The sequence below is a fragment of the Veillonella sp. genome (assembly GCF_041333735.1).
In the GTDB taxonomy this organism is placed as follows: domain Bacteria; phylum Bacillota; class Negativicutes; order Veillonellales; family Veillonellaceae; genus Veillonella.
Map to the genome: position 1 here is coordinate 744,028 of NZ_JBGKFB010000001.1, position 22,468 is coordinate 766,495.

The following is a 22,468-nucleotide window of genomic DNA, read 5'->3' on the forward strand; positions in this document are numbered from 1 at the left end:
TACAACACATGTACAGAATAAATCTTATCTCTTTATTATACTATAAAACTCATCAATTCGTCTCATTAAAGTCTTAATGCTAATACCAGATCCATAAACGCAATCATCAGTGACCACATAGGTCTTGATTTGCTCCTCTGGTACCATGGCGATATACTCTAGCGTTTCATAGTGATGAATAGGACTTTTATGGGACTTTCCGCCCTTGGCGTGCACCATGGTAATGATGGATTCAATAGGCACGGAAACGGTATCCCCAATATGAACGTACATAGGAATGCCCCCTCTACTTTTCTAATGTCCCATTAAGGGCATCAATTTTGCGCTGTTCTTCTTCAGCAAGGAACTTAGACCGATATTTATTGCACAAATTGATAACATGTTGATCCGTTAGCTCATCAGGCTTTTTATGGGTGATGAGCATAGCCACCATATACATATGACGGCGATTGATGGATCCTTTATAAATTTTATCTAGGTAAAAGTATATGGATTCTCGCATCGCTTCTGCAAAATCTGGGAATGTACATTGTATGAATTGCTGACAATCACTATATTTAAAGTACGGGTACTTTCTAATAACCGACTTAATGTCCTTAATATGTTTTCGATGCAATTCATATTCACAAGTAGGGCAGATGTCCCGTTTAGATTGCATATGCATGCCACATCGACCACAACGATGATAGCCATGCTGCTCTAAATAGATTTCACGCTTTCGAGCCGTAATTTGTACTTTTCTGAAAGCAGCTCGTAATTCTTCGTTATCCGTTTGTTCTAACGACTTATCAATGGCATCTACATCTTCTTTTGAAAGCACGATGTCTGCGAAATTAATACGTTTTGTAATAATCTGTTCATCAGGCAATGAAATAGATGTATCAGTATTAGCTTTCACATAGCTCTGCCGTTTCATAATGAAGCGAATATCTTTGATCACCTCTTGATGGTAATACTTGTTAACAGCCTCAATGATACGTCGTTTTTGCATCTGTAATTCCTGCATCCACATGGAGTTATCTGCACTGATAACCATATCGGGAGGCTTGATAGATACAATTTTCGTATGATCCGCAATGACATCGCCCACTACATCACGCCACTTGTGAACGAGGGTATTTAATTTATATTGTTCCAGTAAATTCAGTTTTGATAAGGCCTTTGGTAAACAAAGATCAAGGCTGTCCATACTGAACCTTTCCCCCTTCACAAGAAATAAATTGAACAGATTTCAAATCTTTAAAATCGTGAATATCTGTAGTAGTAATAAATGTTTGAATACGTTTATGAATAAACTGCAATAAATTCGCTCGTCTCGACTCATCAAGTTCGCTCAATACATCATCCAATAACAGAACTGGGTATTCTCCAACCTCGGACTTGATAAACTCAAGTTCACTCAACTTTAAGGATAATACAGCAGTTCGTTGCTGCCCTTGGGATCCAAATTTCTTTAAATCCATCGCATCAGAGAAGAATCGTAAATCATCGCGGTGAGGACCTACGCTAGTAGTCATCCGATGACGATCCTGCGGCAACGCTGCTTTAATGCGCTCGTAAAATCCTTCCTTTGTATATTCTAATGAACCATTGTCCATATAAGGCTGTTCATAACCGATGGTCAAATTCTCGAGACCACCCGTTAATTTACGATTCATCAAATCGATGAGAAGGTTAATTTTCTTCAAGCTTTCTAATCGTTTCTTTACGATAAAGCTCGCCATATCAGCTAACTGTAAATCCCATTCTTCAAGAGGAATGTTTTGCTTCCCTCTATATTCTTTAAGGATCGCATTGCGCTGCTGTAATAATCGATTATACTGCATCAACTGATGATAGTACGTAGCGCTAGTCTGAGAGATTTCCATATCGAGGAAACGTCTACGTCCCGACGGAGTTCCCTTGATGAGTTGTAAATCTTCAGGACAGAATATAACTGTATTTAATGTACCAATCAGTTCCTTTTGAGATATTTTAGTATCGTTTAAGCGAATATCCTTAGGACCTTGGCGGAATAACTTAATATTTACCTTTTGTGGCGTATCCTTTTTCTCGAACTTTACTACAATGCCAGCTTCCTCAGCATTGAACATGAGCATATCTGACGTATCGTTGGTCCGATGGCTTTTACCAATGGTACCCACATAGATAGATTCAAGAATATTCGTCTTACCAGCCCCATTAGTGCCGTGCAAAACGATAATCTCCGGATTAAACTGAATCGTTACATCCTTATAATTACGAAACTGGAATAATTGCAGTGAGTCAATTCTCACCGATTATGCCTCCTCTTGGGTAATTACGAGATCTACATCGAGACCTTCACAAGAAATCACATCGCCAACGCGGCACTTCTTGCGCTTTTCTGTGACAACCTGACCATTCAAAGTAAGAATACCTTCTTCGATAAAGGATTTAATTTGACCACCTGTTTCGATGATACCTTCTAACTTCAACAACTGATCAATTTGAATGTACTCCGTATGAATGGGTACCTGCTGTTGCTCTTTCATGACGTCCTCCTATAGTGGACAATTTATAACTATATGGGAATTAGGTAACGATGACTTTTAATCATCATTACCTAATAAAAATATGTATATTAATTCACTAGAATATACAATACGTTGATTAAATTATCAATTAAATAATAATAGACATCAACATAAAATATTATTAATTATTTAGTACCAGAGTACAGTTCCTCACTGTGAATTTTCTTTAGGCTACGTTGTAGCCTAGAAAATTTTACGTTCGGAACAAAGTGATGCAGTGTCCCTGTCGTCGCAAGCTCCTCCATTGACTACTGCCCTACTTTATGCATTCGTACGAACTGGTGTTACTACGTATGTATAGTTCGGATTATTGTCTTGGCGAATAACAACAGGACCATTTTGTTTTAAGAACAAGTGAATGTTGTCGCCTGTGCTGTGGCGCAAGATGTCTGAGATGTAGCGACCGTTGAAGGAAATTGTAAACGGTGTACCTTTAAATTCAACAGCTACGTCTTCTTTTGCCATACCGATTTCAGTATTTTGAGTAGACAATGTTACATTGCTTTCAGCCCAATCATAACGAATTACGTTATAGCTGATATCTTTTGCCAACAAGGATACACGGTCAACAGCACCAGCGAATTCGCGGCGGTCGATAACAGCGCTAGAATCGAATTGGGAAGGAATTACCTTTTCATATTCAGGGTACGTACCTTCGATCAAACGAGAAATGATGTAAATAGATTCAAAGTTGAACACGATTTGTGTACGGTTCCAAATGATGTTGATCATGGCTGGATTATCTGTTGGTAATAAACGAGATACTTCAGCCAATGTTTTTGTAGGAATGATAGCGCGCATTGGCGTAGTTGCTGGTTCATCGATGGTAATTTTCTTAACAGCCATGCGGTGTGTATCAGTAGCAACCATTGTTACTTCGTTTTCTTTGATTTCAAGAAGAGCACCTGTAAATACAGGACGATCTTCGTCAGTAGCAGCTGCGTAGTTTGTTAAATCGATGAGTTCTTTCATAGCAAAGCTATCGATGTTCACATGATCTTGGTCGTGAATTTGTTCAACTAAAGAGAAATCATCTGGATGCAATGTTACTAAGTTGAATTCGGAAGAGCCAGAAGTGATTGTTAAAGAATTACCATCCTCTGGTTTGTAAAGTTCGATGGTATCGCCTGGTAATTTGCGAATTAATTCTTGGAAGTAGCGGGAACCTACAACTAATGTACCAGGTTCTTTAATGTCGCCGTCGATTGTTAAACGAATACCTAGTTCAAAGTCATTACCTTGCAATTCTACTTGACCATTTTTTGTTGTCATATAGATAGCACCTGGTAAGTTGGAACTTGTTTTATTTTGAGATACCTTTTGCAATACGTTGATTGCTTTTTGGAGATTTGCTTTTGGGAATGTAATATGCATATGTTACTCCTTTATAATTTGTCTGTTTGTTATTAGTATTATTAGATTTGTAGATTGCTTTACATTATATATATATTGTTTGTATGTACTATTTTCATATAATGTAGAAGCATTGATAACTATTTCTCTTGTTTGTAATATTCTATATTTGCTACCGTAGATGCTCTATAGATATTCTGCGATAGATCTGTTTCTACTGGTTTTTTGATTGTTTGTTAGTTTTAGTAGTAGTAATAGTAGGGGCCTGTTCATATGTGTAAAAGTGAATTGGCGCTACTAACTGTGCGATTTCTTGGTTGTGTATAACTATGTTGATAGTTTGTAACCACTTATCCACATACTCACAGCGGAGTACGGTTTTTAGGATATCCACAAAGTTACGCACAATATATCCACAGAGTTATCCACAGGTTGTTAATTTCTGTTTAATTTCAGAAATCATGTTCTTAGTTTCTTCGTTTCGTTCAATTTCCTTCGTAATTTTATCGTACGCATGGAGAATTGTTGTATGGTCACGAGAGAACGCAGCTGCGATTTGCGGATAACTTTCATTGATCATATCGCGGCAGAGATACATGGCCACTTGCCGTGGGAATGCGAACTGTGCTTTACGCTTCTTACCGAGCAAGTCTTGCTTTTTAATATTGAAATAAGAACTTACAAAATTCTGAATACTTTCAATAGTCACCATGTTAACCTCTTCTGTGTGAACGAGGCCAGCCAAGGCTTGTTTAGTGTATTCTAAATCGATAGATTCAAGACGTTGATCGATAGATGCAGTACCGATTAATTTTGTGAAAGCACCTTGCAACACGCGGACGTTTTCGCTGAATTGAAGTGCCACGTAGTTGATGGAGTCGTTATCGATACGGATAACGCGATTTTTCTTATATTCTCTTTCGAGTAAGGATCTAAAGATAGCAATGCGCGTTTCTAAATCTGGATTTTCCATTGTTGCAATGTAGCCAGCTTGGAAACGAGAACGGAGACGGTCTTCGAATTGCTCCATATCGTTTGGCATTGTATCAGAAGTAAGTACGATTTGTTTGTTGTTATTTAATAACTCATTGAACGTATTAAATAGCTCGGTTTTCGTACTTTCACGACTTTCAAGGAACTGAATATCATCAATCATGAGCACGTCGATATTGCGGAACGTGTTGCGGAACAATTTACCTTGGTTACGCTGTAATGTTTCGACGAAAATGTTCATAAAGTTTTCGCTCGTAATAGACATAACCTTCATGTGTGGATGATTTTCCTTGATGGCATTGCCGATGGCGTGCATCAAATGCGTTTTACCGAGGCCTGAAGGACCATAGATAAAGAGCGGATTATAGTCGCCACCAGGATATTCGGCTACATTTTGAGCAGCCCCAAATGGAATGCGGTTCGCGTTGCCTGTTACATAGTTGTCAAAGCGATACGCTGGGTTTAGATTAGATAAGGATAAATCTACAGGTACATTATCAGACTGTAATGTAGGTGTTGTAGTTTCAACAGTTTTACTAGGCGCTACCATTGGTTCATCTGGGATTTCCACAGGCGCTGGAGCACGATCGATATAGACCGGCTCTTGATAAATTGGTTTGTAGAACTCCTCTTGATGCGTTTTCTCCTCTACTACTGGAGGTAATGGCATCGGCGGAGCCACTACAGGTGCATCATCGATGAGACTTTCATCAACAAAGGTAGTATCTACACTTTCTTGATTGAAATCGAATAACACCATATCACGATGAGAACCTATAACCGTAGTAATAGCATCCTGCAAAGCCTTGCTAATCTGTGGCTGCTGATCGATTAAGTTTTTTACAAATGTTTGCATGACCCCAATATGGATCGAATGACTTTCGAGAGACATGGGAATCAACGATGACGTGACGCGCAAGTACAACGCGTCAGGCAAATGTTGCATGTTCTTTTTCGCCTCTTGCAATATATGTTCCCATATATTATTCAAATCAAATGACTGCATGACGTGCCTCTTGTGTATAACTATTGCGATAAATGTGTATAACTTTAGGAATAATGTGTATAACTCTTGTGAAAGCTGTGGAAAAACATGTTATTCCTGTGAATAACCTGTGCACAACCTGTGAATAAGTGAAAATAAAATTCTCTTCCAACCAGATAATAACTGACTTTATAGATTACACAGGTCAAAAGAGAAAAAATGTGGATAACCTTAAAAGTTATCCAACAAAAACTTATAAAAATATATACTTTTTCCTAATTTCAGTTATGATTGTACCAAAAAATAAGTAATTTGTCATTCAATCTGTGGATAACTTTTATAAACTGTTTATAATGTATATTTTAAATTTTTATGGGTATATCTATTACTTTTGGGGGAGGAAGTGAAACTACTTTTATGGAATTACAATTTGTATATGAACTATTTTTAACTAAGTAACGATGATTTATAAATCTAATTTTTATCCACTTATTTTTATCTTTGTTTCTAGATTACTTTTAGGAAGGAATTGATACTAATTTTCTCGCTCCATTCTGACGCAAGTCGCTTAAAAATTAGTATCAATCCCCTTTCTTACAAAGATAGATAACCATGTTTATAAATAATAACTGTGGAAAAGTAATCTAGAAACTATCTAATCATCGTTACTAAACAATAAAATCCTGTTCATAAAACAAATTGTAATTTCATATGGCGTAAAGGGAAAAGGGAGAAAACCACATCTATTCCTCTCTTCCTTCCAACTAGAGATTAAAACATAAATTTGTCTAATATAAAAAATATTAGAATTGTGAGTTCTTGTGTTGCTGATATTGATGTTACGTTTACATCGTGTAGTGGTGTGTAAGGTAAAATTAGGGTTGTCTTAGGGAGAGAATATAGGGTCCTTTTGAGCGACTTTACGGTTAGTATGGATCGATGAAGGAGCCCTAATCATTTGGAAACGTAACATCAATTTTTCCTCTTTCTCCTCAAGAGGTTAAAAGGTAAGATTTGTTACATCTTAGATCAGTATTCTGAAAGACTTTTAGGTTTGATATAAAAACTGATACTACTTTTTATACTGATAGTAGGTGTTATAGTAGTCATTAGAGTGCGTTAGGAGCAGGAATAGATGTGGATTTTTGACCGAAACGATGAGTATGGAGGGAGAAAACCACATCTATTCCTCCCCCTCCTCCAACTAGAGATCAAAACATAAATTTGTTTTATATAAAAAATATTAGAGTTGTGAGTTCTTGTGTTGCTGATATTGATGTTACGTTTACATCAATTTTCCCTTTCTCCTCAAGAGGTTAAAAGGGAAGGTTTGTTAAATCTTAGATCCGTATTCTGAAAGACTTTTAGGTTTGATATAAAAACTGATACTACTTTTTATACTGGTGGTAGGTGTTATAGTAGTCATTAGAGTGTGTTAGGAGCAGGAATAGATGTGGATTTTTGACCGACTTACGATGAGTATGGAGGGAGAAAACCACATCTATTCCTCCCCCTATAAAAGTAGTATCAGTTTTAAGTTCTATCGGATTTAAGTAAAATCTATGATAAAAGTCTTTCAGAATAGCCCTAAATGATTGACAAATTTACGTTTTAACTCTATAATTACCCTGTTATGGTATAAGTAAAACAATACAAAATGACGAGGAGGTGTTTTACTAATGAAACGTACTTACCAACCAAATACTCTTTGGAGAAAACGTACCCATGGTTTCCGTGAACGCATGAAAACTATCGGTGGCCGTCTCGTTTTAAAAAGAAGACGTGCAAAAGGCAGAAAACGCTTATCTGCATAATATAATAGCTGTTAGGCAGGAGAAAAAACTTGGCGCTGCTGCCAAGTTTTTCTATTCTTAGGACTTAAGGACAATGCATATGGATTATTGCCTCGATAAAGCAAGACGACTGACGCACAATAATGAATATCGCCTTGTGTATAAGCACGGTAAATACGAAGTAGGCCGTATGTGTGTACTCTATCGTATGCCCGTGGCGAAGCAATCTACGCGCATTGGTTTTGTAACCGGCAAAAAGGTTGGTTGTGCTGTTGAGCGCAACCGAGCTAGACGGCTCATGAAAGAGGTGTATCGCCTCAATCAACATTCCATACGCGAAGGGTATCATATCGTAATTGTTGGACGTGGCCCTCTGAAAAACGCTACCTACGAAAAAGCGGAAAAGGAAATTTTGTATCTTTTGCGAAAAAGCAAATTGTTGATACAAAATGATAAATAGGACCACAAGTTAGAAGGCTTTGGTCCTTTTTTGTGTATATGGAGGTTTCCATGAAACGCTGTATAACAATGCTTTTACGACTTTTAATTAGGTTTTATCAGCTTGCCATATCTCCCTTAAAACCTGGATGTTGCCGTTATTATCCGACATGTTCCACATATACTTTGCAGGCCATCGAAAAATATGGTCCTTTGAAAGGTAGCTGGATGGGTTTAAAACGCATTCTTCGCTGCCATCCTTTCCACAAGGGTGGCTACGATCCAGTTCCTTAACCCACGAGGGTTTAGGCTGGTTTTGCGTTCTGTGAAAGCAACTTTCACAAAAAACATCTAGCATAGTTTTGGAAATACCTGAGCATCTGTATGGATGAAATTTAGACCATACCATAACGATATATGGATGCGCAAAGGACGGTTTCGGACTGTAAGAAAAAGGAGAAACAATGGAATTCTTAAGTAGTATATTCCACCCTATCGTTGAATTGATGACTACATTGGTAACCTATGCGTTCCAATTAACTCAAATGGTAGGCTATCCAAGCTACGGTGTGGCTATTATCCTTTTAACAATCGTTATTAAAGCGGTTTTGGCACCACTTACTGTAAAACAAATCAAATCCATGAAGGCTATGCAAGAGTTACAGCCTCGCATGAAAGAATTGCAAGATAAATACAAAAACGATCCTGCAAAACTTCAAGCGGAAATGGGTGCATTGTACAAAGAAATGGGCGTTAACCCATTGGCTGGTTGTTTGCCTCTATTGGTGCAAATGCCATTCTTGATCGCTATCTTCTATGCTTTACAAGGCTATCCATACGATCAAAACTATGTACAATTCTTATGGCTTCCTAGTCTTGGCGAACCAGATCCAATGTACATTTTGCCAGTATTGAGTGCATTATCTACATGGATTATGTCCAAGCAAACTAGTAGCGGTGCAACTGGTGCTGCTGCGCAACAACAAAAGATTATGACAATCTTTATGCCTTTATTCATTGGTTACATCTCCCTTAACTTCCCATCTGGATTAGTTATTTACTGGATCGTATCCAATGTATTCCAATTTGTGCAACAACATTTCATTTACAAAAGCTTAGAAGCTAAGAAATAGGAGACACTATGGAATTTATCGATGTATCTGCTAAAACCATTGAAGATGCCATTGCCAAAGGCGTAGCTCAATTGGCTGAAGATGGCCAAGAATTGGTAGAAACTAAAGTCTTGGAACAACCTTCTAATGGCTTCTTGGGCATTGGTCGTAAACCAGCAGTTGTTCGCTTATTCTTCACATCTGTAGCTAAAACTGCTACGCAAGAAGAAGTAGCTCATGTAGAAGAACAATCTGTAGCTGTTGCTTCCAAGCCAGTAGCAACAAGTGAAACAGAAGTACAAGATACAGCAGTTGAAACTTCTGAAGATGATGTCGTAGAAAAACCTTCTAAAAAGGAACTTTCAAAAGAAGATCAACAAGAAATTGCTGAAAAAGGTAAACAATTCCTCGATGATATGTTTACACAAATGGGCCTCACTGTAGTTATCGAAAAAATGATGACGAAAGATAAGATTACATTCCAAGTACACGGCGAAGATTTAGGTATTTTGATCGGTAAACATGGTCAAACATTGGATGCTATTCAATACTTAACAAATCTCGTGGCACACAAGGATGTATCTGGCCACTGCCACATCGTTGTAGATGTGGAAAATTACCGTTCTCGTCGAGAAGAAACATTGGTGAATCTCGCGAAACGCTTGGCTTCTAAGGTAAAACGCAACCGTCAAAAGGTTTCCTTAGAACCGATGAATGCTTTTGAACGTAAAATCATTCACACTGCCCTTCAAGGGGATAAAAACGTTGTTACTAACAGTGAAGGGGACGAACCGTTCCGTCACGTTGTGATTACGTACAAAAAATAATATAGTGGTGTAGCTTTCAAGTGACTGATATTCTCGGTTGCTTGAGGGCTGCCCCCATTATTCTTTAGGTTATGGTGAAAGCTAACCTAAGTTAATCTTCGCATGCAAAGATTAGTTTAGTTTAACTTTCACAGGCGAAGAACATATACAAAAGCAAATACTAGATAATCGAAATACGGAGATATGTATGTATATAGATGATACAATAGCGGCCATTGCGACGCCGCCCGGCATCGGCGGGGTTGGTATTATTCGTGTTAGCGGCAAGGATAGTTTTCCTATTGTAAATAGCCTGTTCAAGAGCGCTGGCACCGTTCCTTTGATGGACCGCCAAAATAGAACGATACAATACGGAACCATTGTGGACCCTGCAACGAACAAGACCATCGACGAGGTTCTTGTGTTATTAATGAAAGGCCCTCATTCTTACACCGCAGAGGATGTGGTAGAAATTCAGTGTCACGGCGGTATTGTGCCGGTTCGACAAATCTTAAAATTGCTCGTAAATCACGATGTGCGTATGGCTGAAGCCGGCGAATTTACGAAGCGCGCCTTTATGAACGGACGTATCGACCTCACCCAAGCGGAGGCGATCATTGATATTATTGAAGCGAAAACAGAGGACTCCCTCTCTCTCGCTGTATCTCAGCTAGACGGTACCGTTTCGTCCTTTGTAAAAGATGTGCGTGAACAGCTCATCGCCATGATTGCTCATTTAGAGGTAACCATCGACTATCCTGAGGAGGATATTGAGGACGTAACGAGCCAAGAGGTTCGCGATCAATTACAGCCTATTTTGAAAGCTATGGATGATTTGTTATCCACAGCGAATACGGGACGCCTCATTCGCGACGGTATTACGACGGTTATTGTAGGTCGTCCAAATGCAGGTAAATCGAGCCTTATGAACGCTCTCTTGCGTGAAAACCGCGCTATTGTAACGGATATTCCAGGGACGACGCGGGATAGTATTGAAGAATATATGACCGTAGAAGGCATCTCTCTACGCCTCATCGATACGGCAGGTATTCGCGATACTCAAGATACGGTAGAAGCCCTCGGCGTGGAGCGTGCTCGTGATTATATTAATAAAGCAGACATTGTGCTCTGCGTTATCGACGGGTCTACTCCATTAACCTTTGAAGAAATCGAAATTTTGACCTCTGTTAGCGGTTTGAACACCATAGTACTCCTCAATAAGTCCGATGTGGCACAAGTTGTTACAGACGAAAATATTAAAGAACATGGTAATTTTACAGCTATCGAACGCATCAGTGCTAAAGAAGGCGAAGGCTCTGCAGTTCTCTCTAAATGGGTGCAAGAACTCGTCTACGGCGGTCGTGTAAAACAAGACAACAACGCCATGATCAGTAACGTGCGCCACATCAGCCTCATGGAACAAGCAAAAGCTCAAGTCGAACAAGCCCTCTCCTCCATCGACATGGGCATGCCGGTGGACTTTGTCGCTACCGATTTGCGCAGCGCCTGGGAACTACTAGGCGACATCACAGGTGATACCATCCGAGAAAGCATGATCGACGAACTATTCAGTCGATTTTGTCTTGGTAAGTGATTTAAACTTTCACAATAAGTAACAAATATAAGGAATTCAATTGATATGTACACAGTAGATAATTATGATGTCATCGTCATCGGTGGTGGTCATGCTGGTTGTGAGGCGGCTCTTGCTGCTGCCCGCATGGGTCATCGCACGTTGATGGCGACTATCAGTTTAGATAACATTGCGCTTATGCCATGTAATCCTGCCGTTGGCGGTCCTGGTAAAAGCCATCTTGTTTATGAACTTGACGCTTTAGGCGGTCAAATGGGTATTAACGCAGATGCTACGGCTATTCAAATGCGTATGCTCAACATGGGTAAAGGCCCTGCAGTGCATTCCTTGCGCTGCCAATCTGATAAAATCAAATACCAACATTTGATGAAACAAACCATTGAAAATACAGAGAACCTCAATGTTAAGCAAATCATGGTAACGGAGCTTAAGGTTGAGGACGGCAAGGTAACAGGTATCGTAACAGAACTTGGCGAATTCTATGGCGCTAAGGCTGTTATTCTTTGTACAGGTACCTATTTGAAAGGTAAAATCCTCATCGGCGATATCGATTATGTAGGTGGCCCAAATGGTCAACGCGTAGCAGAACATTTCTCTCAATCCTTGCTCGACAATGGCATTGAGTTAATGCGCTTTAAGACTGGTACGCCAGCTCGCGTAGATAAACGCACGCTTAACCTTGAAAATATGGAGGTTCAAGAAGGCGATACACATCATCACTCCTTCTCCTTTATGGATGAATGGATTAATCGCAATGAAGACGTATGTTGGTTGACCTATACTAACAAAGAAACGCACGAAATCATTACGAGCAATATTCACCGTGCCCCTATGTATAGCGGTAAAATCGAAGGTGTAGGCCCTCGTTACTGTCCTTCTATCGAAGATAAAGTAGTGCGCTTTGCCGATAAAGAACGCCATCAATTATTCGTAGAACCAGAAGGTACTAGTACAAACGAAATGTACGTGCAAGGCATGAGTACTTCCCTTCCTATGGACGTACAATATGCATTCCTTCGCACCATTCCAGGCCTTGAACATGTAGAAATCATGCGCCCTGCGTATGCTATTGAATACGATTGCTTGAACCCAACGCAATTGACACCAGCACTTCAAGTGAAACATATTGAAGGCCTCTATTCTGCGGGTCAAGCCAATGGTACATCTGGCTATGAAGAAGCCGCTGCACAAGGCTTAATGGCTGGTATTAATGCTGCTTTATGGCTTGAAGGTAAAGAACCTTTTATCCTTGCTCGCTCCGAAGCATATATCGGTGTTCTCATCGATGATCTTGTAACAAAAGGTACGAATGAACCATACCGCATGATGACAAGTCGCAGTGAATATCGTTTATTGCTTCGCCAAGATAATGCAGACATGCGCCTTACTGAAAAAGGTCGTGCTATTGGTCTTGTAAAAGACGATCGTTGGGCTAAATTTACAGCAAAGAAAGCTGCTATTGACGAAGCAATGGATATGTTACGAAATACACCTGTAAATCCATCTAAGGAAACGCAAGCTTTGCTTGAAAGTTTAGGTACAGCACCTATTAGAACAGGTATTCATGCTTATGATTTAGTAAAACGTAATGAACTTTCCTACGCTATCGTAGCCGATGCATTTGGTTTAAAACGCTATACTCCTGACGTAGAAGAAGCTGTTGATATCTCCATTACGTATGAAGGTTATATCAAAAAGCAAATGGACCAAGTCGACAAGGTTCGTAAATTAGAAGAAAAAATTCTTCCAAAAGAATGGGATTACACACAAATTAAGGGCATCTCCCTTGAAGCTCAACAAAAGCTTAATAAAATCCGCCCTCACTCCATCGGCCAAGCAAGCCGCATCTCTGGCGTATCCCCGGCGGATGTATCTGTACTGTTGATCCAACTAGAACAATACAATCGAAGTAAATAATTGTGATAAGCAATCATATAATCGAAAAAGCTAGCTAATCGTTACGATTAACTAGCTTTTTTCTGTTATAGAGCTTCACGTTCTTGATGTTCATCTATTTCTCGACCTTTGCTCATATAGTCTGGAGTAAATAATGATAAGCCCATTTTAAATAATAGCCACATACATTTCTGTTTCATGGGTACCACCTCCCTATTAATGGTAGTGTAATCTATAAATAAGTTCATTAGCAAGTAGCAAGTTTTATTTTATATATGTAATAGAGATCTATATCAGTAAATATTTGTATATTTATATGTATATTTATAAAGTATATATTATTCTATAACTAAAATATGTACACTAGAGAAGTACATCAAGTGTACATTCAGAATAGACAAAATAATCCATATGTGAAGAAAAGTTCATGATGATAAATTAGAAATAAACCGTGAGTTTTGGTTACTGAAAAGATGAATGATGAAATTGAAAAAAAGATGGACCGATTTCTCAATTAATTATTTTAAATGATAATGCAGGTATAACATTTCTCGCCTACCCTATTTTGTGTTACGCAGGTCCTATATTTTTGGTTTGTAAATGAGAATAAATTGAGAATATGCTATAATATAAAGAAAAATGACTTAAATATTTCGCTTATATAGTCATTTTATTAGTTTTCGTATATAAACTTATATAAAATAGGTTAAAAACGCCATAGAACGCAAATTTCTGAGTTTTATAGGGTTTGAAATAAGAAATACTATTCTACTATCTTATATATTGATGATTACCTGGATTTGTTTATATGATCTACCATATGACATGAGATTTTCTAACTATGTGTTGTTTACTTTTACAATCATATAAATATCTGATAATTTATTAGGAGTACTTATGAAAGAAAAATACGATGTGCCTATTGCACGTGAGTCTGAATTTGTTTCATATATGATGGAGCAAATGAGCCAATTTGGTTTGCCTTGTACGGAAGAGCAGGCGAAGGATTTTTATGTGTATTACGCGCGCATGATTGAAACAAATAAATATCTCAACCTCACCGGTATTACAGATATGAAAGAGGTTGTAGTGAAGCACATGATCGACTCCCTCTCCTGCTACGATCCAAATATCATTAAATCAGGCATGTCTATCATCGATGTTGGCACTGGTGCTGGTTTCCCTGGTATTCCGTTGGCAATCTATGACCGTAGCCTTAAGGTTACGCTGTTTGATTCTTTGAAAAAACGTCTTACCTTCCTTGAATCCGTTATGGATGAGCTACAGTTGACGAACTGTACTACTTTACATGGCCGTGCAGAGGATCTTAGTCATCAAGATTACCGTGAAAGCTTCGATATCGCTACGAGTCGTGCAGTGGCACGTTTACCTATTCTCTTAGAATGGACTGTGCCATATGTTAAAGAAGGTGGCTACGTTATTGCCTTAAAAGGTGCTATCTACGAAGAAGAAGTGGGAGAATCCAATAAAGCCCTTAGCACATTAAAAGCAAAGATTGAAGAAGTACGTACTGATACACTTCCAACCTTGGATGATAAACGAGCAATCCTGTACATTAAGAAAACAGGTAAAACACCTAAACAATACCCACGTAAACCAAAAGAAATTAAAGACAAACCGTTAGTATAACTTATTAGTGCTATCTCGTTATAGCTGATAATAGAAAACAATTGATACCTATACAAAAGAGGATGCAAATCTTAGATTTGCATCCTCTTTCTCTTTCTCTTTCCCATTGCCTATTAAGCGATATCTTATACGTGATCAATGATATGTAATGTTGTATCGATATCGTTTAAAGGCATAATATGTACGCCTGCAGCAATTTTTTTGATTTGTTCCAATGTTTCGATAGCGATTTCTGTACCCGCTTCTTTACCGCCCTTTTCTACGCGGTCTAGGATTTCTTGAGTAAGGTTGATCCCAGGCACTTTTTCGTGTAGATATGTAGCCATTTTGAAGCTTTTAAGTGGAATTAAACCGAGCATAATAGGTACATCGAATTCAGACATCTTATCGATGTAGCGTTTTGCTTGTTCTAAATCGTAAATTGGTTGTGTTTGTACGAAATGCGCACCATTATGGATTTTGGCAGCCAATTTTTGGCGTTCAATTTCTAAATCTGGAGCACCGGGGTTACCAGTTGCACCGATGTAGAAGTTTGTAGGCTCATCTAAGTCATTACCTGCTAAGTCTTTGCCAGAATTCAAAGTTTTAGCGATATTTAGTAAGCCCATGCAGTCTACTTCGAAAACGGATTGTGCAAATGGATGGTCTCCATTATCTGGTTTGTCACCAGTAAGGGTTAAGATATTATTTACGCCAAGTGCTGCAGCGCCAAGTAATTCGGATTGCAAGCCGATGATGTTGCGGTCGCGACATGTGAGATGGAAAATAGTTTCAATGCCTTCATTATGTTGCAATAAATAGGACAAGGAAATTGGGCTCATACGCATCTTAGACATAGGGCTGTCAGCGATATTAATAGCATCAACCTTCCCTTTTAAACGCGCTGCTTGATCAAATACTTTTTGAGCAGAACTGCTCTTTGGTGGGTCTAATTCAACAGTAATGGTGAATTTCCCTTGTTGATGTTTCTCTCTTAATGTCATCATGTACCTCTTGATCTATACATATGGTGAAAGCTTATCTTGTTTAATCTTTTAAGTGGTTTTCACCATTAAAATAAGTTTTTAAGACGAGCCTTCACCTTGTTTTGTGTCATGTAAATCAGAAATTATTTTTCTAATGTCTCAAAGTAATCATTTGCGTGGTTAACGGCAGCGATACCGTCTTTAGCGTAGATATCTGCGCCCGCTTGGTCTGCGTAGTCTTGAGATACTACAGCACCACCAACCATAACCTTAGTATTAAGGCCTGCAGCGCGGATAGCAGCGATAGTATTGTCGATTTGAGGCATTGTTGTAGTCATCAAGGAACAAATACCAACGAGAGCGGCTTTGTTGTCCTTAATAGCTTGAACGATGACTTCTGGATCAACGTCTTTACCAAGGTCGACGATTTTATAACCATTGTTTTCAAGTAAGGCCGCTACGATATTTTTACCTAAATCGTGAATATCGCCTTTAACTGTTGCTACTACGACTGTACCTTTATCTAAACTTTCACTAGCAGGAATAATTTCTTTAATGGTGTTGAAAGCAGCTTGCATCGTTTCAGCAGCGAGCATTACTTGTGGCAAGAATAATTTACCAGAACCGAATTTATCCCCTACCACATTCATCGCTTCAGATAGACCTTTTTTAGTAAGGTCTAATGGATCAATTCCATCAGCTAAGGCTTTTTTTACAAGATCTATAATAGCCTCTTTTTCCCCTTGCTCTACGCAAGCACGGATATTAGCGAGTGGATCATTGCTATCGAAGGATTTCTTTTCAGGACCTTTTGGAGCAGCATTGCCAGGAGCACTTGTTTCGTCTTCGTAGCCATATTCTTTGATGAATTGAGCAGAACCTGGGTCCCAACCTAATAATGTAGTGCTAGATACGAACGCTTTCTTCGCTGGATAGTTTAGAGGGTTCATAATTGGTGTTGTTAAGCCACATGCTAAAGCCATTGTTAAGAACTGGCCGTTCAAGTAAGGGCGTTGTGGCATACCGAAGGAGATATTGGACAAGCCCATTACTGTTGGGAAGCCAAATTTCTCTTTATATAGCTGTAATGTACGTAATGTTTGGCGTGCACTATCTTCACCGCTGGCAAGTGTTAACACCAATGGGTCGAGTAATAAGTCGTGTGGTTGAAGACCATAACCATAAGCACGATTTACGATGCTTTCAGCTAAAGCAACGCGGTCCTCTGCTTTTTCAGGTAAGTCACCACTGCAGATTGGCAAGCAAAGCAATGCAGCACCATAGCGTTTAGCCAATGGCATAACGTGTGTGATGGACTCCTCTTCCCCATTTACGGAGTTGATAAGAGCACGGCCTGGGTAGTTTTTAAGGGCTACTTCCATAGCTACTGGATCCAATGTATCGATAGATAATGGAGTTTCAACAAGCATGGATAATTCGAAGATAGCACGCTCCATCAATGGAGTTTGATCCATGCCTGCTACGCCCATGTTTACGTCGAGGATGTCGGCACCTGCTTCTACTTGGTCTAACGCATCGCGTTTTACACGGATGAAAGAGCCATCGCGTAACTCTTGAGCAAGCACTTTACGGCCTGTAGGATTGATACGTTCACCAATAATAAGTGGTTTTGTGTTGTGACCTAATTCTAACAATTTAGTACGGCTCGTAATGATTGTTTTAGGTTCAATATGAGCACGTTCTTTAGGTGTATGTGCTTTCACAGCGTCAGAAATAGATTGGATATGAGCTGGTGTTGTACCACAGCAACCACCTACATAGGTTGCGCCTGCATCTACGATTGGAAGCATCAATGGACCCATTTCTTCTGCTGTAAGTGGGAATACAGTTTGTTTATTAATTAATTGAGGCATGCCTGCATTTGGTTGGCAGCTAATTGGCAAGTTTGTAACACTAGCGATTTCCTCAATAAGTGGTGTAATTTGTTCAGGTCCAAGAGAACAGTTAATACCGATAATATCAGCACCCATAGCCTCTACAATAGTAGTTGCTACTGCAGGTGGCGTACCTGTAATGGTACGACCGTCTTCACTGAAAGAAAACTGACAGATGATTTGTACATCTTCTTTTGTCTTCCCTGCTGCTTCACGAGCGTCAAGAGATGCTAATAAAGCGGCACGCATTTCTTGTACGTCGATGATAGTTTCAATGATAATGAAATCTACGCCACCTTCAATCAATGCATCTGCTTGTTCACGGTATGTGTCATAAATAGAGTCAAAACTCATATTGCCTAATGGTTGTAAGAAACGACCTGTAGGACCCATAGAACCAGCTACACGAGCAGATGGTTTAACCTCTGCAATAGCATCTTTTGCTACCTTTACAGCGGCAATATTAATTTCTCTTACGCGATCTTGTAAGTCGTAATCTTCTAATTTAAGACCACAAGCACCAAATGTATTTGTAGTGATAACATCACTGCCGTGTTGTAAGTATTGAGCGTGAATATTCTTTACTACTTCTGGTTTTTCTACGTTAAATAATTCTGGACAATAGCCCTCTTCTAAGCCTGCAGCTTGAAGCATTGTGCCCATAGCACCGTCAAATATATACATAAACATCTTCCTTTATCATCCTAAAATTTACAATGTTTCACGTGAAACATTATTCTGTTGGTTGGCCTTTCATAGCGATACCAGAGGCTTCAGCTGTTGTTTTGTTACAGCCCTCTTCGCCTTCGTTATTAGACGTTACAGTTGCCTTTTCTGGTAGTTTACGAGATGCACAATCCTTTTGGGAACAAGATGTGCAACCACGTTTTGTTTTGATGTCTTCGTTAGCTGGCATCAAACCAATGATAGCTGTTACAGACTTACGTGGGAACAATAAATAGTTCTCTGTTACTTGTAAGCCAATCATCTCTGTTTTGATGATTTTAGCTAGTTGTGGTTGAATTTCTAATGGCCAGTTACCATATCCAGGGCTAAAACGCCATGTTGGTTTATAGCCTTGTTTTTTTGCAATTGTATTGATAACTTCATTTACTTGATCTGCTACTTGTTCTACTGCTGTTGTAGCCGCTGCATCAAGTAACAAACCTACAGTGTAATTACCTTGTTTGAATAACTGTTCACTGCGAATTTCTACATCTTCGCCTACTGTTACGCCTAATACATAGACTTTTGTAGACTTTTCTAAGTGTTTTTCAATGATGGAACCTTCAATCTTAAGCGGTGGATTGCTCAAAATTGTCTTTGTTTCAGCATCATAATCGTATTCTTGATATACACCTTTAGGTGTAGCTAATAATTGAATTTCTTTACATGCTTCGTCCACATATTGTTGCGGAAAATCCTCTGCATGACGAAGTCCTGCGTATCGTTTTACTTCTGCTTTATCGATTGCAGGAAGCATTCCGTTATAAATGGGCATGGAAACGCCTCCTCTTCAAAAATAAAAAGCTCTGCGTATCCGTAGAGCGTGTACTTAATCTTTAGTATATTGTATATAGATCAGTTAAAACTTAAAGTTTACTGATTTTACGCCTATAAATATAATTACTATCTAATTAATAGTATATAGATATCGATAATGCCTGTCAAAGCTTATAAGACCTGTATTCTCATATAATTTAGTTGTATATTGATATAACTTGAAGCTATATCAAATTGTATTTTAATCCTAAAAGTTATTAATGATAATGTTATAGAGATTTTGCGCTGTTATATTTACTTAATAATCTTACTACTTTATATTAGATTGTTTCACGTGAAACAATTTAATCGTTTTGTTTGTAAATTTTACTCAGTATATTAAATTGTGTCTTGGTGTTGATTTTTAATTATTAGTTGAAACGTTTAATTAAATTTCGCGATCAGTTGTTATGATAATTTAGATATCTTTATTGGCTTATTTAATTTAATAAGTTTAATTGCATTTTTTTAGTTGTTTTTAAAGCAAAATATTCGTGAAAAATTTTTGTGTAATTTTAATTAGTTGGTATATGTTTATATGCCAAGCTTAATTTTTTAACATAATTTTTTTTGCTAGAATTATATACGGAGCAAGTTGTAAATTTTTGATTATACATAAATGTTTCACGTGAAACATTTATGTATATATTTAACTCAAAATCGTTTTAAAAAATTAAAAGTAAATTGTTTCACGTGAAACAATTAGGATTTTTATTAAGAATTTTGAGAATACAAAATGAGGTTATATCATATTATTTGCTAATATTTGATTATGTATATTATTAAATGATGTGTTTAATAGATAAAATTATAGATATTTTTCGAGAAATTGATTTGTAATTACCGTAATTATCGTTGTTTTATGTTATAATTAAAAAGAAATATTTTGAACGAACATGTGAGGTGAATTAAGTGGGCAAAGTTATAGCTATTACTAATCAAAAAGGCGGTGTTGGTAAAACAACAACATCCGTGAATTTGAGCGCTTGTTTGGCTGATGCTGGTAAAAAAGTATTACTTGTTGATTTGGATCCACAAGGTAATGCTAGCTCTGGTTTAGGCATTGAAAAAGATGATTTAGAACTCTGTGTACACGATGTTCTAATCGATGGTGAACCTATTACTGATATTGTTCAGCCTACAATGCTTAAAAAGCTATTTGTAGCGCCTGCAACAATTCAATTAGCTGGTGCAGAAGTGGAACTCGTTTCCGTTGTTTCACGTGAAACAATGTTGAAAAAAGCATTGGCACCAGTACGTGACGAATACGATTTTATTATTATTGACTGCCCGCCATCCCTTGGTTTGCTAACATTAAATGCTTTTACAGCAGCAGATAGCGTTTTAATTCCAATTCAAAGTGAATTTTACGCACTAGAAGGGGTTAGTCAACTAGTAAAAACCATAACAATTGTACAACAAACATCTAATAAAGACCTTGAAATTGAAGGTGTCTTGTTAACTATGTTTGATGGTCGTACAAATTTATCTATTCAGGTTGCTGATGAAGTGAAAAAATTCTTTGGCAATAAAGTATATAAGACTATTATCCCTCGCAATGTACGTCTTAGCGAAGCTCCAAGCTATGGTGAACCAATTATTGTATATGATCCAAAATCTAAGGGTGCTGACGTATATACTAAATTAGCTAAAGAAGTAATTAAAGCCTCAAAAGCTAAATAATTAAATAATAGAGTGTTACAAATTGATATAGTCACTATGTAAGGTGAGAGAGGTTAGTTATGCCTAGAGAAGTTAAAAGTAAGAAAAGTAAATCATCTGGCTTGGGGAAGGGCCTTGGAAACTTAATGAAGGTGGATACTGTAGAATCTGTACTACCTGAAAAGGAGATTCATGAACTACCAATTTCCGAATTAGTTCCCAATGCAGAGCAACCTCGTAAAAGCTTTGATGAGGATAGTTTAGCTACATTAGCTGAATCTATTAAAAATCTTGGTATTTTTCAACCGATTGTAGTACGTAAACAAAAGAATAAATACCAAATTGTAGCTGGTGAACGTCGTTACCGTGCGGCTATTATTGCGGGTCTAGAGACAGTACCAGTTATTGTAAAGAAATATAATACAGAAGAAATGACAGAGGTAGCCCTCGTTGAAAATCTACAACGTGAAGGCTTAGATCCTATTGAAGAAGCTATGGCATACCAAGGTTTAATGGATACTTATAAACAAACGCAAGAAATGATTTCTGCTCGTTTAGGTCGCAGTCGTTCTTATATTGCAAATATGGTTCGTTTGTTAAAGTTGTGCGATTCTGTACAAAAAGATCTTATTGAAGGTGACTTAACAGTAGGTCAAGCACGTCCATTACTGGCGTTGCGTAGTGCTGCACAACAAATTGAAGCTGCTGAACGTATTAAAGAGGGCGAATTAAGTGCACGTCAAGCAGAGGCTCTTGTAAAGTCTATGCAAAATAAAACTCCTAAAACAAAGGCTGTTAAGCCGCAAAGTACTGCAGAGGTACGTGCTCTTATGGACCGTTTAAAACTAAGCTTGGGATCTCCTGTAAACATTAAGTTCCGTGCTGGTAAAAAGGTTCAAGGTAAGATTGAAATTGCCTTCTCCTCTGAAACAGAATTAGAACGACTCATTGCTTATATGGATGGTCAAGACCATACAAATGATACTGAAACTGTAGAATTTAGAGTATAATTGCTCAGCAAAAGCACTAGTAATATATAATCTTGTACTCTTTATTACTACGTAATAACTATATATAGTGGGTTTTTTATTAAATAACATAATCGGTATACTAAATTTGATATCGAATTATGTAAATTAAGTAATGACAAATCAATAACAATTCTGTATAATATAAATACAATTTACAATCCACGGTGAAAGCGTAGTCTACGGACTGCGCTTTTACTG

The 22,468-nt window shown here is 38.1% G+C and carries 19 protein-coding genes; 10 read left to right on the forward strand and 9 right to left on the reverse strand.

Annotated features, from left to right (window positions below; genetic code table 11):
- Positions 1-24 precede the first annotated feature (24 nt).
- The 6 genes from ACDF53_RS03305 to dnaA form a co-directional block, all read right to left on the reverse strand.
- Positions 25-273 (reverse strand): DUF370 domain-containing protein, encoded by a 249-nt coding sequence (locus ACDF53_RS03305; RefSeq protein ID WP_105086251.1) that lies wholly within the window; start codon positions 271-273, stop codon positions 25-27.
- 13 nt (positions 274-286) lie between these two features.
- The gene (locus ACDF53_RS03310; RefSeq protein WP_370815481.1) at positions 287-1,189 is read right to left on the reverse strand and encodes a DUF721 domain-containing protein; all 903 of its coding nucleotides are present in this window, start codon (positions 1,187-1,189) and stop codon (positions 287-289) included.
- Positions 1,176-2,276, reverse strand: coding sequence for a DNA replication/repair protein RecF (recF, locus tag ACDF53_RS03315; RefSeq protein ID WP_005384817.1), 1,101 nt, complete (start codon positions 2,274-2,276; stop codon positions 1,176-1,178). The genes ACDF53_RS03310 and recF overlap by 14 nt, the downstream gene beginning before the upstream one ends.
- A 3-nt stretch (positions 2,277-2,279) precedes the next feature.
- Positions 2,280-2,513 (reverse strand): RNA-binding S4 domain-containing protein, encoded by a 234-nt coding sequence (locus ACDF53_RS03320; protein ID WP_119206598.1) that lies wholly within the window; start codon positions 2,511-2,513, stop codon positions 2,280-2,282.
- Positions 2,514-2,816: 303 nt separating this feature from the next.
- Positions 2,817-3,929, reverse strand: a complete 1,113-nt coding sequence (dnaN, locus tag ACDF53_RS03325; RefSeq protein ID WP_054747902.1) for a DNA polymerase III subunit beta — start codon at positions 3,927-3,929, stop codon at positions 2,817-2,819.
- 400 nt (positions 3,930-4,329) lie between these two features.
- Positions 4,330-5,907, reverse strand: a complete 1,578-nt coding sequence (gene dnaA / locus ACDF53_RS03330; RefSeq protein ID WP_005384825.1) for a chromosomal replication initiator protein DnaA — start codon at positions 5,905-5,907, stop codon at positions 4,330-4,332.
- Positions 5,908-7,565: 1,658 nt separating this feature from the next.
- On the opposite strand from dnaA, the gene rpmH reads away from it, so the two are divergent.
- From rpmH to rsmG, 8 genes are all read left to right on the forward strand, one after another.
- A complete protein-coding gene (gene rpmH / locus ACDF53_RS03335) occupies positions 7,566-7,700 on the forward strand; it encodes a 50S ribosomal protein L34 (protein ID WP_004692946.1) in 135 nt (44 codons plus the stop codon).
- A gap of 79 nt (positions 7,701-7,779) precedes the next feature.
- On the forward strand, positions 7,780-8,139 hold the full coding sequence (gene rnpA / locus ACDF53_RS03340) for a ribonuclease P protein component (RefSeq protein ID WP_105089992.1): 360 nt from the start codon (positions 7,780-7,782) through the stop codon (positions 8,137-8,139).
- Between the two features lie 50 nt (positions 8,140-8,189).
- Positions 8,190-8,411 (forward strand): membrane protein insertion efficiency factor YidD, encoded by a 222-nt coding sequence (gene yidD / locus ACDF53_RS03345; RefSeq protein ID WP_012865047.1) that lies wholly within the window; start codon positions 8,190-8,192, stop codon positions 8,409-8,411.
- A gap of 170 nt (positions 8,412-8,581) precedes the next feature.
- Positions 8,582-9,250, forward strand: a complete 669-nt coding sequence (locus ACDF53_RS03350) for a YidC/Oxa1 family membrane protein insertase (RefSeq protein ID WP_024066050.1) — start codon at positions 8,582-8,584, stop codon at positions 9,248-9,250.
- 8 nt (positions 9,251-9,258) lie between these two features.
- Positions 9,259-10,056: an RNA-binding cell elongation regulator Jag/EloR gene (gene jag, locus ACDF53_RS03355; protein WP_285364845.1), complete on the forward strand. Its 798-nt coding sequence runs from the start codon at positions 9,259-9,261 to the stop codon at positions 10,054-10,056.
- A 187-nt stretch (positions 10,057-10,243) separates the two neighbouring features.
- A complete protein-coding gene (mnmE, locus tag ACDF53_RS03360) occupies positions 10,244-11,629 on the forward strand; it encodes a tRNA uridine-5-carboxymethylaminomethyl(34) synthesis GTPase MnmE (RefSeq protein WP_370815482.1) in 1,386 nt (461 codons plus the stop codon).
- 45 nt (positions 11,630-11,674) lie between these two features.
- Positions 11,675-13,546: a tRNA uridine-5-carboxymethylaminomethyl(34) synthesis enzyme MnmG gene (gene mnmG, locus ACDF53_RS03365; protein WP_370815483.1), complete on the forward strand. Its 1,872-nt coding sequence runs from the start codon at positions 11,675-11,677 to the stop codon at positions 13,544-13,546.
- A gap of 876 nt (positions 13,547-14,422) precedes the next feature.
- Positions 14,423-15,175, forward strand: coding sequence for a 16S rRNA (guanine(527)-N(7))-methyltransferase RsmG (rsmG, locus tag ACDF53_RS03370; protein WP_370815484.1), 753 nt, complete (start codon positions 14,423-14,425; stop codon positions 15,173-15,175).
- A 125-nt stretch (positions 15,176-15,300) separates the two neighbouring features.
- Here rsmG and ACDF53_RS03375 read toward each other — a convergent pair whose 3' ends face one another.
- The 3 genes from ACDF53_RS03375 to ACDF53_RS03385 form a co-directional block, all read right to left on the reverse strand.
- Positions 15,301-16,158: a methylenetetrahydrofolate reductase gene (locus ACDF53_RS03375; RefSeq protein ID WP_370816185.1), complete on the reverse strand. Its 858-nt coding sequence runs from the start codon at positions 16,156-16,158 to the stop codon at positions 15,301-15,303.
- Positions 16,159-16,283: 125 nt separating this feature from the next.
- The gene (locus tag ACDF53_RS03380; RefSeq protein WP_370815485.1) at positions 16,284-18,719 is read right to left on the reverse strand and encodes a homocysteine S-methyltransferase family protein; all 2,436 of its coding nucleotides are present in this window, start codon (positions 18,717-18,719) and stop codon (positions 16,284-16,286) included.
- 49 nt (positions 18,720-18,768) lie between these two features.
- Positions 18,769-19,536, reverse strand: a complete 768-nt coding sequence (locus ACDF53_RS03385; RefSeq protein WP_370815486.1) for a methionine synthase — start codon at positions 19,534-19,536, stop codon at positions 18,769-18,771.
- Positions 19,537-20,489: 953 nt separating this feature from the next.
- Between ACDF53_RS03385 and ACDF53_RS03390 the strand changes: the two genes are divergently transcribed.
- Positions 20,490-21,260 (forward strand): ParA family protein, encoded by a 771-nt coding sequence (locus ACDF53_RS03390; protein WP_060924859.1) that lies wholly within the window; start codon positions 20,490-20,492, stop codon positions 21,258-21,260.
- A gap of 59 nt (positions 21,261-21,319) precedes the next feature.
- A complete protein-coding gene (locus tag ACDF53_RS03395) occupies positions 21,320-22,249 on the forward strand; it encodes a ParB/RepB/Spo0J family partition protein (protein ID WP_370815487.1) in 930 nt (309 codons plus the stop codon).
- Positions 22,250-22,468: the final 219 nt, after the last annotated feature.